The 14862-nt window shown below is 64.2% G+C and carries 9 protein-coding genes and 1 pseudogene; 5 read left to right on the plus strand and 5 right to left on the minus strand.

Going from position 1 to position 14862, the window contains the following annotated elements; translation table 11 throughout:
- Nucleotides 1-811 precede the first annotated feature (811 nt).
- Nucleotides 812-1522: pseudogene (locus KUO17_RS08770) on the minus strand (AMP-binding protein); the annotation flags it as partial.
- A 132-nt stretch (nucleotides 1523-1654) separates the two neighbouring features.
- Here KUO17_RS08770 and KUO17_RS08775 point away from each other — a divergent pair.
- Nucleotides 1655-2938: a leucine-rich repeat-containing protein kinase family protein gene (locus KUO17_RS08775; protein ID WP_217975025.1), complete on the plus strand. Its 1284-nt coding sequence runs from the start codon at nucleotides 1655-1657 to the stop codon at nucleotides 2936-2938.
- 115 nt (nucleotides 2939-3053) lie between these two features.
- Here the strand turns inward: KUO17_RS08775 and KUO17_RS08780 are convergent, their stop codons facing one another.
- The 3 genes from KUO17_RS08780 to KUO17_RS08790 all read right to left on the minus strand — a co-directional run bounded on the left by KUO17_RS08780 (nucleotide 3054) and on the right by KUO17_RS08790 (nucleotide 6829).
- Entirely contained in the window at nucleotides 3054-3761 is a 708-nt protein-coding gene (locus KUO17_RS08780) for a YebC/PmpR family DNA-binding transcriptional regulator (RefSeq protein ID WP_217975027.1), read from the minus strand.
- 263 nt (nucleotides 3762-4024) lie between these two features.
- The gene (locus tag KUO17_RS08785; protein ID WP_425274840.1) at nucleotides 4025-5302 is read right to left on the minus strand and encodes a Zn-dependent hydrolase; all 1278 of its coding nucleotides are present in this window, start codon (nucleotides 5300-5302) and stop codon (nucleotides 4025-4027) included.
- A 39-nt stretch (nucleotides 5303-5341) separates the two neighbouring features.
- Nucleotides 5342-6829, minus strand: a complete 1488-nt coding sequence (locus tag KUO17_RS08790) for an NCS1 family nucleobase:cation symporter-1 (protein ID WP_217975029.1) — start codon at nucleotides 6827-6829, stop codon at nucleotides 5342-5344.
- 346 nt (nucleotides 6830-7175) lie between these two features.
- On the opposite strand from KUO17_RS08790, the gene hydA reads away from it, so the two are divergent.
- The 3 genes from hydA to preA all read left to right on the plus strand — a co-directional run bounded on the left by hydA (nucleotide 7176) and on the right by preA (nucleotide 11386).
- Complete coding sequence (hydA, locus tag KUO17_RS08795; RefSeq protein WP_217975031.1) at nucleotides 7176-8615, plus strand: dihydropyrimidinase; 1440 nt, start codon at nucleotides 7176-7178, stop codon at nucleotides 8613-8615.
- Nucleotides 8616-8743: 128 nt separating this feature from the next.
- Complete coding sequence (locus tag KUO17_RS08800) at nucleotides 8744-10111, plus strand: NAD(P)-dependent oxidoreductase (protein WP_217975033.1); 1368 nt, start codon at nucleotides 8744-8746, stop codon at nucleotides 10109-10111.
- Nucleotides 10112-11386 (plus strand): NAD-dependent dihydropyrimidine dehydrogenase subunit PreA, encoded by a 1275-nt coding sequence (preA, locus tag KUO17_RS08805; protein WP_217975035.1) that lies wholly within the window; start codon nucleotides 10112-10114, stop codon nucleotides 11384-11386.
- Here the strand turns inward: preA and KUO17_RS08810 are convergent.
- Nucleotides 11368-13902: a UvrD-helicase domain-containing protein gene (locus KUO17_RS08810; RefSeq protein ID WP_217975037.1), complete on the minus strand. Its 2535-nt coding sequence runs from the start codon at nucleotides 13900-13902 to the stop codon at nucleotides 11368-11370. The genes preA and KUO17_RS08810 overlap by 19 nt on opposite strands.
- A gap of 177 nt (nucleotides 13903-14079) precedes the next feature.
- On the opposite strand from KUO17_RS08810, the gene KUO17_RS08815 reads away from it, so the two are divergent.
- Nucleotides 14080-14778, plus strand: coding sequence for a pirin family protein (locus KUO17_RS08815; RefSeq protein ID WP_217975040.1), 699 nt, complete (start codon nucleotides 14080-14082; stop codon nucleotides 14776-14778).
- Nucleotides 14779-14862 lie beyond the last annotated feature (84 nt).

Here is a 14862-nt window from a genome sequence, read left to right on the forward strand (position 1 = left end):
ACTCTCAGATGGCGTCCTATTACACAGAGCCCTCTCCAATCGTAAAGCATCTAACAGATCCGTCGCTCCGGTTCGATCTGCAAGCCACCAGGTCAATTCTTCATGCGGCTGTATCCCTGAAAACCCCAGTCGTCATCTCTGATGAAATCAAAAACTGCGCATCTGCGCCGGATTATATTTATCGTCCAACCCCCTCGACCCAACTTTCCGACCATCAAGGGCGCACAGTAATAGAACGTCTTATCATGCGTTTGCTGCGACGTTCACTAAAGCGCGGTAGTACAGTATTCGGAAATTGGAATTTGCGCAGAGTGGTTCGGATCCCTGAATCGGTATGGGAAGCTTTTCTTCTGGCTGCGCTTCAATGGTGGATTGATGACGGAACTGCCCCTCCACAGTTGGCCGAGATTATCTTCGGGAGGGATCTTGGCTTGTAGTAATGCAGGGCTTTGAAGGCTGGGGGGCTCGAAGGGGCTCATCCGGTGTTCCGTCAGAACATCATGCCTAGCCCCTCGACTGCTAGCTCCTCACCCGCACTCCCCCCGGGAATCGTCGACTAACTCGCCATGCCATCCCTGAAGCATTAGCGATCACCGAAACCAAGCCGGGATTTAGGTAACGACCTTAAGCTTGCTGATGGCGAGGGTGGTAGGAACAACGATGCATGGGACGCGGTGAATTGGCTTCCTAACGACTGCTCTCCAATAACGACCGTTCGTCGAACAGCCCCGAATCTGAAAAAACTGTTAGGAGCTGTAAGCACCTGAAATTGTGGAACTATTTATAAGCTAACAGTTAACAGCTACCCCTAAATGATGTACAGCGCATCACCCGCCGCCACCTGCACCGGCGGCACCGGGGTGGCCGTGGCCAGCGCGGCCTGCCAGTCCAGGTCGCGGCCTTCGATCAGTTCGGCTCGCACCTGCTGGCGCTGCAGCACCAGCACCTTGCGCGGCTGATGGCTGGCCAGTTGCAGGGCCTTGTCCACCAGCGGTTTGTACTCGATGACCCGGTCGAACTCCAGCCCGCAAGACGCGGTGAGCAGCAACGTGGGCCGGGCGTCATCGATGCGCAGGGCCAGTTCGTTGGCGGCAAAGCCGCCGAACACCACCGAATGCACGGCGCCTATGCGCGCGCAGGCGAGCATCGCCATGGCCGCCTGCGGCACCATCGGCATGTAGATGATCACCCCGTCGCCCTGCTGCACCCCCAGTTCGCGCAGCAGGCCGGCCAGCCGCGCCACCTCGTCGCGCAGTTGCACGAAGGTGAAGGTCTGCTGGGTGCCGGTCACCGGTGAGTCGTAGATCAGTGCAGCCTGCTCGCCTCGGCCTTGCTCGATCTGATGGTCCAGGGCCAGGTAACAGCTGTTGAGGCGCCCGTCAGCGAACCACTGGTGGGTGCCATCGGCATTCTGCGTGAGGGTGCGTGCAGGCTTGCGGTACCAGGCCAGGTGGTCAGCCTGTTCGGCCCAGAAGGCGGCGGGATCGGCAATGGAACGCGCGTAACTGTGCTGATAAGTCATCGACGGAGAACCCTGAACTTTGTTGTTATTAAAAGGGCGAATATCGAGTATGGACGCCAATCGCCAGCCTGCCATGGGACTTAAGTCGGGTATCATGGCGGCCGTCCTTCTTGCCCATGCGCCCCTGCCTTCATGCACACCCTTGACGATCTGAAAGCCGGCCGCCTGGCCGGTGTGACGCGCCTCGACCTGAGCTGCGCACTTGAGCATTTCCCGCCTGAAATCTTCGAGCTGGCCGACAGCCTCGAAGTGCTCAACCTGAGCGGCAACGCCCTGCACAGCCTGCCGCCTGACCTGGGGCGGCTGCATCGGCTGAAGATCCTGTTCTGCTCCAACAATCGGTTCACCGAGGTGCCGGCCAGTGTCGGCCAGTGTGCCCGACTGGAGATGCTGGGGTTCAAGAGCAACCGTATCGAGCACCTGCCTGCCCAAGCACTGGGCCCTCGCTTGCGCGCCCTGGTACTGACCGACAACTGCCTGCAGGCGTTGCCCTATGCGCTGGGCGACTGCAGCCGCCTGCAGAAGCTGATGCTGGCCGGCAATCAACTGCGTGCCCTGCCCGCCAGCCTTGCGCGCTGCGAGCGGCTGGAGCTGTTGCGGGTCTCGGCCAATCAACTGCGCGAGCTGCCGGGCTGGTTGCTGACGATGCCGAACATGGCGTGGCTGGCCTATGCCGGCAATCCACTACCGGCCGGCTACTGTGCCCCTCCTTCGCCTGGCGACTGTGCGCGTATCGACTGGCCTGCGGTGGCGCTGGGCGAAGTGCTGGGCCAGGGCGCCTCTGGCGTGATTCACCGGGCGCAGGTCGCCGGGCGGGAGGTGGCAGTCAAGCTGTACAAGGGCCGGATGACCAGCGACGGCTCGCCGCTCAACGAAATGCACGCGTGCGTGGCGGCGGGCGTGCACCCGCACCTGGTCGGGCTGCTGGGGCAACTGGACAACCATCCGCAGCAGTTGCCGGGGCTGGTGATGGCGTTGATCGACCCACACTGGTTCAACCTGGCCGGGCCGCCCAGCCTGCAGTCCTGCACCCGCGACAGCTACCCGGCCGAGCGCCGGCTGGGTAGCGCGCAGGTCGAGCGTCTGGTGGCGGCAATCGCCTCGGTAGCGGCGCACCTGCACCAGCGCGGGATTGCCCATGGCGACCTGTATGCGCACAACATCCTGTGCGATGAACAGGGCAACGGTTTGCTTGGGGATTTCGGCGCGGCATCGTTTTATCCGCAGGATGGCAGTGAGTCGGCTGCGGCGTTGCAGCGTATCGAGGTGCGCGCGTTCGGCGTGTTGCTGGGGGAATTGCTGGAGCGCTGCGAGGAACGACCGGAGAGGTTGGTAGCGTTGCAGGCGCGCTGTGTCGAGCCGCAGGTGCTGGGCAGGCCTGACTTTGCGCAGATCGAACAGGCGTTGGCCGGGTAATCGGCGGCGCCTGCTTCGCTGGCAAGCCAGCTCCCACAGGTTTTGTACACACCGCAAAACCTGTGGGAGCTGGCTTGCCGGCGAAGGGGCCCTCAGGGGCCCCAGGCCGCCTGGATCAGCCCGCCAACCCGACGTACACGTTCTGCACGTCGTCGTTGTCGTCGATGGCTTCCAGGAACGCCTCGACTTCGGCCATCTGCTCGTCGCTGAGCCCGCTGACCGGGTTCTTGGGCGTATAGCCGATCTTGGCCGAGACCACCTTGAAGCCCTGCTTGGGCAATGCCTTCTGCACCGCGTCCAGGTCGGTGGTATCGGTAATGAACAGGGTCGCGCCCTCTTCTTCACCTTCTTCGAAGTCCTGTGCACCGGCTTCGATGGCCGCCATTTCCGGGTCGGCATCCGCAGTGTCCGGGGTGGCTTCGATCAAACCTACGTGGTTGAAGTCCCAGGCCACCGAACCCGAGGCGCCCAACTGGCCCTTGCGAAACAGCACGCGGATCTGCGCCACGGTACGGTTGACGTTGTCGGTCAGGCACTCGACGATCAGCGGCACCTGATGCGGTGCAAAACCTTCGTAGGTGACATGCTGGTACTGCACCGCGTCGCCATCCAGGCCCGCGCCCTTGCGGATCGCGCGCTCCAGGGTCTCTTTGGTCATCGAGGCCTTCTTGGCCTGTTCCACGGCCAGGCGCAGGCGCGGGTTCATGTCCGGGTCGGCACCGGCCTTTGCCGCGATCTGGATCTCCTTGGACAGCTTGCCCATGATCTTGCCTTTGGCGTTGGCTGCTACTTCTCTATGCTTGGCTTTCCACTGTGCGCCCATCTCGACTCTCTTGTTTCAGCTGCCGGTTCAGGTAGCGACCAGCAAAGTGGCGTGCAGTTTATACGCCCTCCGGCACGCAATCGACAAAAAAAACGCGGCGTGCGGCTGAACAGATTCACCCCCTCACCAACAACACCGGCCCAGCAGGAACCGGCCCTGTTGGCGAGAAGGACTGCAGACACAGCCTGGAAACACCATTAGGTTCTGATTTTTAATTATTGAAAATCAGTAACTTGCAAGGTAAATACAATCCTCTTTATCACCTAGGCCGCCTCCCTCTGTGCCACCGCCTGCGCCGCCGCCAGCATGGCTCGCAACAGCACAGCGCACCCCGCCGCCAGGTCCCTGGGGTCGGCATTCTCGATCTCGTTATGGCTGATGCCACCCTCGCACGGCACAAAAATCATCCCCGCCGGGCCCAGCTCGGCGAGGAAGATCGCGTCGTGCCCTGCACCACTGACGATATCCATATGCGACAACCCCAGCCCCTGAGCAGCGCCCCGCACCGCCTCCACACAGCCCTTGTCGAAGTACAGCGGCGGGAAATCCGCGGTGGGCGTCAACGTGTAGGTCAACCCGTGCTGCTGCGTGGTCGAGGCAATCACGTCCTTCACATTCGCGATCATCGAGTCCAGCCGCGCCGGCTCCAGGTGCCGCAAGTCCAGGGTCATGCGCACCTCGCCCGGGATCACATTGCGCGAGCCTGGATATGCCTGCAGGCAGCCCACCGTGCCGCATGCATGCGGTTGGTGCTCCAACGCCACGCGGTTGACCGCGGCCACCACTGCACTGGCGCCGACCAGGGCGTCCTTGCGCAAGTGCATGGGCGTGGGCCCGGCGTGCGCCTCGACGCCGCGCAGGGTCAGGTCGAACCATTTCTGCCCCAGCGCCCCCAGCACTACGCCGATGGTCTTGCGCTGGTCTTCCAGGATCGGGCCCTGTTCGATATGTGCCTCGAAATACGCGCCCACCGGGTGCCCGCTGACCGCGCGCTCACCGGCGTAGCCGATCGCATCCAGCGCCTCGCGCACACTTACGCCTTGGGCGTCGACCTTGGCCAGGGTTTCTTCAAGGGTGAATTTTTCGGCAAAAACCCCCGAGCCCATCATGCACGGCGCAAACCGCGAGCCCTCCTCGTTGGTCCACACTACAACCTCAAGTGGAGCCTCAGTTTCTATCTGCAAGTCATTGATAGTACGCAAAACTTCTAAACCAGCCAGCACACCAAAACACCCATCGAACTTGCCCCCGGTGGGCTGGGTATCGATATGGCTGCCGGTCATCACAGGCGCCAACGCGGGGTTGCGACCAGCACGGCGGGCGAAGATATTGCCCACGCCATCCACGCTCACGGTGCAACCGGCCTGCTCGGCCCAGGTCACAAACAGGTCGCGGGCCTGGCGGTCGAGGTCGGTCAGGGCCAGCCGGCACACGCCGCCCTTGGGCGTGGCACCGAGCTGCGCCAGTTCCATCAGCGACTGCCAGAGGCGCTCGCCATTGATATGTGCCTGGGTACTTTGCAGAACGTCCTGGGTTTGCATGAGCATCTCCTGCATGGCCGGCCTCTGCGGGCCGTGGGTTTACACGGTGGGTTTGAGGCTGGTGGCACGGGCGCCCCTCAGGCTGCCCAGGGCGTAATAGATCACCCCGCCCAGCGCAGAGCCGGTGAACCAGCCAAAGTCGTAGAACCAGCTGAAGGCCGGGCTGTGCAGCGACAACAGGGTCAGCAGCACCGGCACCCCGAAGGCAATGAAGCCGGCCAGGTTCCAGGCCGGGTACACGTCGTCGCGGTACAGCCCGGCGAGGTCCAGGGTCTGTTTGCGCAGCAGGAAGTAGTCCACCACCATGATCCCGGCAATCGGCCCGAGCAGGCTCGAGTAACCCAGCAACCAGTTGGAGTACACCGACTCCAGGCTTACGTCAGACACGATCACGCCCAGTTTCTTGAGCAGTTCATGCCCCATCAGCAGCAGGCCGACCAGCCCGGTGAGCAGCACCGCGGTGGTGCGCCCGATCCATTTGGGCGCCAGGTTCTGGAGGTCGTTGGTGGGCGACACGATGTTGGCTGCGGTATTGGTCGACAGCGTAGCGATGATGATCAGCGCCATGGCCAGGGCCACCCACACCGGGCTCTGGATATGCCCGATCAGGCTCACCGGGTCGGAGACTGTCTGGCCCACCAGCGAGGCCGACGCGGCCGTCAGCACCACGCCCAGTGCAGCGAACAGGAACATGGTCAGCGGCAGGCCGAAGATCTGCCCCAGGATCTGGTCCTTCTGGCTTTTGGCGTAGCGGCTGAAGTCGGGGATGTTCAGCGACAAGGTGGCCCAGAAGCCCACCATGGCGGTCAGCCCGGCAAAGAAGTAGCCCGTGACGCTGGCGCCTTCAGGGCGCTTGGGCGGTTGCGCCATCAGTTCGCTGATCGACACGTTGGGCAAGGCCCACACCAGCAGCCCCGCGCCCACCAGCACCAGCAAGGGTGCCGAGAGTGTTTCGAGCCACTTGATCGACTCGGCGCCGCGCAGCACCACCCACAGGTTCAAGCACCAGAACAGCATGAAGCCGATGACCTCGCCGGTGCCGCCCAGGGCCTTCCACTCCGGCCAGATCGAGCCGAGGAACAGGTGGATGGCCAGCCCGCCGAACATCGTCTGGATACCGAACCAGCCGCACGCCACCAGCGCGCGGATCAGGCACGGTACGTTGGAGCCGATGATGCCGAACGAGGAGCGCAGCAGCACAGGGAAGGGAATGCCGTACTTGGTGCCAGGGAAGGCATTGAGGGTCAGCGGGATCAGCACGATGGTGTTGGCCAGCAGAATCGCCAGCAGCGCCTCGCCCACCGTCAGGCCGAAATACGCCGTGAGTACGCCGCCCAGGGTGTAGGTGGGCACGCAGATCGACATGCCGACCCACAGCGCAGTGATGTGCCATTTGTTCCAGGTGCGCTGCCCCACCTTGGTCGGGGCGATGTCGTGGTTATAGCGGGGGCTGTCGAGGACGTCGGTGCCGGCGTCGAGCTCGAACAAGCCGTCACGCTCGCTCACTTGCGATCGGGTCTGGTGCATGGCCGCTCCACTTTTCTGGTTATGTGCACCTCGTACGCGAGGTGCGGGAGTCTTGCATCTGCAGCAAGGCAATCACGGTCAGGTGATCTGAGAAATCTTGACCATTTACGCTTGCTGTCAAGCAAGGCAGGTACTCAGGAGAGTTCCCCGAAGGCCGAGCCAGGTATCTTTATCCATAAAAAACAACGATTTAATTAAGGAATATGCTTATAAAAAATAATCTTGCCCAATCCCGGATCGCCAACTAGATTCAAATCTTGACGGCACTGCCAGGATTACTCCGATGCCGATCAATACAAAAATCTAGAGCCGGTAAAAACCGGTCAAGCCTGCGAGGAGCTTCGTGATGACGCTTTTGATTCGTGGCGCCACCCTGATTACCCATGATGAAAGCTACAAAGCCGATGTGTACTGCGCCGAGGGCCTGATCCGGGCCATCGGCGACAACCTTGAGGTACCGGCCGGCTGTACGGTGCTCGATGGCAGCGGGCAATACCTGATGCCCGGCGGCATCGACCCGCACACCCACATGCAGTTGCCCTTCATGGGCACGGTGGCCAGCGAGGACTTCTACACCGGCACCGCTGCGGGCCTGGCCGGCGGCACCACCTCGATCATCGACTTCGTGATTCCCAACCCTCAGCAATCGCTGCTTGAAGCCTTTCACCAGTGGCGTGGCTGGGCCGAGAAGTCGGCGGCCGACTATGGCTTCCACGTGGCCATTACCTGGTGGAGCGAGCAGGTGCGTGAAGAGATGGCCGAGCTGGTCAGCCAGCACGGGGTCAACAGCTTCAAGCACTTCATGGCCTACAAGAACGCGATCATGGCCGCCGACGACACCCTGGTGGCCAGCTTCGAGCGCTGCCTGGAGCTGGGCGCAGTGCCCACGGTGCATGCCGAAAACGGCGAACTGGTCTACCACCTGCAGCGCAAGCTGCTGGCCCAGGGCATCACCGGGCCCGAGGCGCACCCGCTGTCGCGCCCCTCGCAGGTGGAGGGCGAAGCCGCCAGCCGCGCCATCCGCATTGCCGAAACCCTCGGCACGCCGCTGTACCTGGTGCACGTGTCGACCCGTGAAGCGCTGGACGAGATCACCTACGCCCGGGCCAAGGGCCAGCCGGTGTACGGCGAGGTGCTGGCCGGGCACCTGCTGCTGGACGACAGCGTATACCGCCATCCCGACTGGCAGACCGCTGCCGGTTACGTGATGAGCCCGCCGTTTCGCCCGCGCGGGCACCAGGAGGCGCTGTGGCAGGGGTTGCAGTCCGGCAACCTGCACACCACCGCCACCGACCACTGCTGCTTCTGCGCAGAGCAGAAAGCGGCCGGGCGGGATGACTTCAGCCGTATCCCCAACGGCACGGCCGGTATCGAAGACCGCATGGCGGTGCTGTGGGATGAGGGCGTTAACACGGGTCGGCTGTCGATGCAGGACTTTGTCGCCCTCACCTCCACCAACACCGCCAGGATCTTCAACCTGTACCCGCGCAAGGGTGCGCTGAAGGTGGGCGCCGATGCCGACCTGGTGCTGTGGGACCCGCAAGGCACGCGCACGATTTCGGCCAGGACGCACCACCAGAACGTCGACTTCAATATCTTTGAAGGCAAGACGGTGCGTGGGGTGCCCAGCCACACCATCAGCCAGGGCAAGCTGGTGTGGGCCGACGGCGACTTGCGCGCCGAGCGCGGTGCGGGGCGCTATGTCGAGCGGCCGGCATATCCGGCGGTGTTCGACCTGCTGAGCAAGCGCGCCGAGCAGTGCAGGCCGTCTGCAGTCAAGCGCTGACATCAAGAGCTTCGCTGGCAGCCAGCTCCCACAGGGTTTCACAGTGCTCGAAAAACCTGTGGGAGCTGGCTTGCCAGCGAAAGGCGCACCCGCGCCCATCTAACGAGAAAGACAAAGAGGCCACTACCGTGATCAACGCCTTGACCCACCTCCCGCATCCGCAGGAAGACAACGCCACGCTGGCCACGCACTTCAGCGACCTGGCCCCACCCCTCACCGCACGCCAGGCCGCCGCCGAAAGCGCACGCTGCCTGTATTGCTACGACGCACCGTGCGTCAACGCCTGCCCCAGCGATATCGACATCCCCTCCTTTATCCGCAATATCCAGCAGGACAACGTGCAGGGCGCCGCGGTGAAGATCCTCTCGGCCAACATCCTGGGCGGCAGCTGCGCGCGCGTCTGCCCCACCGAGATCCTGTGCCAGCAGGCCTGCGTGCGCAACAGCGCGCAGGAATGCGCGCCGGTACTGATCGGCCTGCTGCAACGCTACGCGGTCGACCATGCCGAATTCACCGAGCACCCCTTCCAGCGCGCCGCCAGCACCGGCAAGCGCATTGCCGTGGTCGGCGCCGGCCCAGCCGGGTTGTCGTGCGCGCACCGGCTGGCCTGGCACGGGCATGACGTGGTGATCTTCGAGGCGCGGGAAAAAGCCGGCGGCCTCAACGAATACGGCATCGCCAAGTACAAGCTGGTGGATGACTTCGCCCAGCAGGAGCTGGACTTCGTGCTGCAGATCGGTGGCATCGAGATCCGCCACGGCCAGGCACTGGGCGACACCCTCAGCCTGGGCGAACTGCAACAGCAGTTCGACGCCGTGTTCCTGGGCCTTGGCCTGAATGCCAGCCGCCAGCTGGGCATGCCCAACGAAGCCGCGCCCGGCCTGCTCAGCGCCACCGAGTACATCCGCGAGCTGCGCCAGGCCGACGACCTGAGCACCCTGCCCCTGGCCGACCGCTGCATCGTGCTGGGCGCCGGCAACACCGCCATCGACATGGCGGTGCAGATGGCCCGCCTGGGCGCGCATGACGTCAACCTGGTGTACCGCCGCGGCCTGGAGGACATGGGCGCGACCGTGCACGAGCAGGATATCGCCAAGGCCAATCAGGTGCGCCTGTTGACCTGGGCCCAGCCCGAGCAGGTGCTGCTGGATGACCAGGGCCGGGTGCGCGGCATGCGCTTTGCCCGCACCCACCTTGTGGACGGGCGCCTGCAGACCACCGGGCAGACTTTCGAGCTGGCTGCCGACGCCATTTTCAAGGCCATCGGCCAGTCGTTCGACGACCAGGCCCTGAGCGACCCGCAGGCCGCCCAGCTGGCGCGCGACGGCGAACGCATCCGGGTGGACGAGCAATTGCGTACCAGCCTGCCGGGCGTGTACGCCGGCGGCGACTGCACCCACCTGGGCCAGGACCTCACCGTGCAGGCCGTGCAGCATGGCAAGCGCGCCGCCGAGGCGATCCATGCCCAACTGACCCTGACTGTGGAGGCCGCATAAATGGCAGACCTGTCGATCGAATTTGCTGGTATCAAGGCGCCCAACCCGTTCTGGCTGGCCTCCGCACCGCCCACCGACAAGGCCTACAACGTGGTTCGCGCGTTCGAGGCCGGCTGGGGCGGCGTAGTCTGGAAAACCCTGGGGGAGGACCCCGCCGCGGTCAACGTGTCATCGCGCTATTCGGCGCACTACGGGCCCAACCGCGAAGTGCTGGGGATCAACAACATCGAACTGATCACCGACCGCTCGCTGGAGATCAACCTGCGGGAAATCACCCAGGTGAAGAAGGACTGGCCCGACCGCGCACTGATCGTGTCGCTGATGGTGCCGTGCGTCGAGCAATCGTGGAAGGCCATCCTGCCACTGGTGGAGGCCACCGGAGCGGACGGTATCGAGCTGAACTTCGGCTGCCCGCACGGCATGCCCGAGCGCGGCATGGGCGCGGCGGTCGGCCAGGTGCCGGAGTACGTCGAGCAGGTGACGCGCTGGTGCAAGACCTACTGCTCGCTGCCGGTGATCGTCAAGCTCACGCCCAATATCACCGATATCCGCCAGTCAGCCCGGGCTGCGCATCGGGGTGGCGCCGACGCGGTGTCGCTGATCAACACCATCAACTCCATCACCAGCGTGGACCTGGAGCGCATGATCGCCCTGCCCATCGTCGGCGAAGCCAGTACCCATGGCGGCTACTGCGGTTCGGCGGTCAAGCCGATCGCGCTGAACATGGTCGCCGAGATCGCCCGCGACCCGGCAACCCGCGGCCTGCCCATCAGCGGCATCGGCGGCATCGGCAGCTGGCGCGATGCCGCCGAATTCATCGCGCTGGGGTGCGGCGCGGTACAGGTGTGCACCGCCGCCATGCTGCACGGGTTTCGTATCGTCGAGGAGATGAAGGATGGCCTGTCACGCTGGATGGACAGCCAGGGCTACCGCACCCTGCAGGACTTCAGCGGACGCGCGGTGGGCCATACCACCGACTGGAAGTACCTGGACATCAACTACCAGGTGATCGCCAGGATCGACCAGCAGGCGTGCATCGGTTGCGGGCGCTGCCATATCGCCTGCGAAGACACCTCGCACCAGGCCATTGCCAGCCTCGGCAAACCAGGCGGCGGTCACCTGTACGAGGTGATCGACGCCGAGTGCGTGGGCTGCAACCTGTGCCAGATCACCTGCCCGGTGCAGGACTGCATCGAGATGGTCCCCCAGGACACCGGCAAGCCGTTCCTGGACTGGCTGCACGACCCGCGCAACCCCTACCGCGAGGCGTCCTGAGGCTGTGCCACGCGCAGGTCCTCGAAGAACGCCTTCTTCCCGTCCACCTGAACAGACGCCCGGGGCAGGTTCGCCGCCTCCCCGGTCGGCGTCTCCACGTGCCAGTAGCAGTGCTTGACCGCACGCGTGATCGCCACATAGGCCAGGCGCAGGATTTCGTCCTTCTGCGCGTTGTCGTAGCCTTCGGGGTCACCGGCGCGGCCCAGCCCGGCCTGGCGGTAGACCTGGTTCTTGTACGGTGAGCGGGTCAGGTGCTGGCAATCGCCGAGCATGAACACCGCGTCGGCCTGCAACCCCTTGGCACTGTGGTAGGTCAACTGGCGAAAACGCCGTTGCGCCGCCGGCAGGCTGGCTTCATGGTTCAGCAGCGGCTGCAGGTGCTCGGCAATCACCGACTTGTCGACGCTCTTGCGGTACAGCAGCATCACTGTTTCACCGTCGCGGTAATGGTCCATCAGTTGCTGGGCCAGCGCGGCTTCGTCGCGCTCCATGACCCTCACCGGCACCGGCTGCTCGGCCGCTGGGCCGCAGGCGCGGGCCTTCTTGCCGGTGATCGCAGGGGCGGACCGGACGACGTGCTCGGCGGCATCGATGATGTGCTGGTGGCTGCGGTAGTTGTCGACCAGCATCACACGCGTGCTGCTGGGGGCGACGAACTGCTTGGCGAACTCCATGAAATACTTGGGCGAACTGCCGCGCCAGCCATAGATCGACTGCCAGTCATCGCCCACGCACAGCAACGAGGAGTGTTGCGCCACCTGCCCCACGTGCATGGCCGGGCCACGCCGGCGAATCTCGCGCAGGCAGGCGCGCAGCCACGACACGATCTGCGGCGACACGTCCTGGAACTCGTCGATCATCAGGTGCGCCAGCGGGCGCAGCATCGGGTCGGGCAGCAGGCACAGGTTTTCCGGGTTGTTCTCGCCGAACAGCGCGAACATGCGGTTGTAGCTCATCACCGGCGGCGACTGCTTGAGCAGGTGGCCTTCCAGCGCCTTCCAGTACAGGCTCAGGGCCTCGAAGAACTGCGCGTCGGTATCGCCCTGAGCGAAGCTCATGCCGCCCACCGCCACGCTCACGTCCAGGCCCAGGTTCTCGATGAACGCCGCAGCACTGACGAACGCATCCAGCAGCGGCGCCGCGCCCAGCTCGCCCTTCACCTTGTAGTCGAAGCCAGGGCCCGCCACCGCATCACCGGCCAGGGACGCGGTCAGGCGCCTGGCCGCCGCGTAGTTCTCCAGCCAGATCACCGGCTTGTCGCAGAAGGCCTGGAACAGCGTGCGCTTGATCACCCACTCGGCCCACACCGGCAGCTTGGCGCCTGGGCGCTTGTACTGCTGGTTCTCCTTGGGGTCCAAGCCCAGTACCACCCAGGCGTCGAGCTCGGCGATATGGCCATGGAAGTGGAAGCGGCTGCCGTTGATCTCGACGGTTTCGCGGCTGGGCTCGATGCCCTTGATCGGCCAGGCACCGGCCTGGAACCACAGGTCCTCGATCACATCGCACAGTTCTTCATCGCGGCTGGCCGACAACTGGGTCACCGCCACGCGTTTCTGCACGTCGGGGTGGTCACGGTCCAGCGCCTTGAGCTGCAAGGCTTCGCGGCGCAGACCGCTGATGAGTTCGGCAAAGCGCGGGCTGCTGCCCAGCAGGTCGCGGTAGCACAGGTTCAGTTGCTGGCGCTGGGCATCGTTGATGCGCAGGTCGAACGGGTTGCTGTCGACGCTGGCCTCTGTGCCGCCCGCCTGCTCGTTGCCCAGGGTCTCGAACGCACGCACCTGGCTGAACCCGGGCAGGCTGCGTACCAGCGGCAGAATGCGCGAATGGAAGGTACGCACCAGCTCGCGCGCCTGCACCGGGCTCAGGCTCAGTTGCCACAGGCCGAACACCTGCACCAGGCGCGCGATGAAGTCCTTGCGTGACTCGCGGGTGAAGGTGACCACGGTCATCGCCTCCAGCTCGAAACCGAGGTAGTGGCACAGCAACAGGATGCGCAGCACCAGCGAGGTCGACTTGCCGGCACCGGCGCCGGCGATCACGCAGGTGGACGGGGTGTCGCTGAAGATCATCTTCCACTGCGCCGCGCTCGGTTGTGCGTGGGCCGGCAGGCGCTGGGCCACGTCGGCCTTGAAGCGCTTCTTGAGTTCGGCGGTCAGGGGCAGGCGCCAGTCATCGAACAGGGCGTCATCCACCCCCGGCACCGCATGCGCGTCGGGGCGCGTATCGCGGATCACCAGCACCTGGCGACCGGCTTCGTAACCGTCCACGCGCCCTTCTTCGTAGCCTTCGCGCAGGCCATCGGCGTGCCCGGTGCGCTGGCCGTTGGCATGGCCCTGGAACCAGGAGTCGCGGTGCTGCGCCTGCAGACGGCTCAAGCCACGGCCGAGCAGGCGCGCAGCGAGGCGTTTGACCCAGGGCAGTTGCGCTGGCGGGGTTAGATCCGAGGGTAGCTTGGGACGCTCTTGAGACACACCGACTCCGGTAAGGACTTCAATCAGCGGCCATGTTCGCTCCATCGCCGCCAAATCGCCAGCCGAATGCTTGCAGATCAGTGGATTAGGCGACGAAGCGGGGAAACTACCACAGGTCTAACATCTAATAAGTAGATTGTTTTGAGCCGATATTTACGCTTTTTATCGATATTGGTTCGATGGATCATAGGCGCCATAAACCTGATTACCGAGGAGACGATCATGCTGCAACTGCGCCCTTTCAACACCCTGGGTCACGCCAACCACGGCTGGCTGGATGCCCATCATCACTTCTCGTTCGCCGAGTACTACGACCCGCAACGCATGAACTGGGGCACCCTGCGCGTCTGGAACGATGACCTGATTGCCGCCGGCAGCGGCTTCCCGCCGCACCCGCACCGCGACATGGAGATCATCACCTATGTGCGTGAAGGTGCCATTACCCACCAGGACAGCCTGGGCAACAAGGGCCGTACCGAGGCCGGTGACGTGCAGGTGATGAGTGCCGGTACCGGCATCACCCACAGCGAGTACAACCTTGAGTCGGTGGACACGCGCATCTTCCAGATCTGGGTGATGCCGCAGAGCGTGGGCCAGGCGCCGTCCTGGGGTGTGCGGCCGTTCCCTAAAGGGGAGCGTGGCGAAGGCTTCGTGACCCTGGCCAGCGGGCGTGGGGAGGATGAAGGCAGCTTGAGCATTCGCGCCGATGCACGGCTGGTGGCGGCGACGCTGAAGGCAGGGGAAACCGCCGAGTACCGCATCGATGAAGGTCGCCGGGCTTACCTGGTACCGGCCAAGGGCGTGATCGATGTGAATGGGGTGCGCGCCCAAGCCCGGGATGGGGTGGCGGTGGAAGATGAGCAGGTGCTCAGGGTGACGGCTTTGGAAGACAGTGAGATCGTGCTGGTGGATGTGGCGTAACTACTGGCCCCTTCGCTGGCAAGCCAGCTCCCACAGGTACCCCACCGTTCTCGGGGCATGTGATTATCCTGTGGGAGCTGGCTT

It is taken from the genome of Pseudomonas aegrilactucae, from assembly GCF_019168305.1.
Taxonomy (GTDB): Bacteria; Pseudomonadota; Gammaproteobacteria; order Pseudomonadales; family Pseudomonadaceae; genus Aquipseudomonas; species Aquipseudomonas aegrilactucae.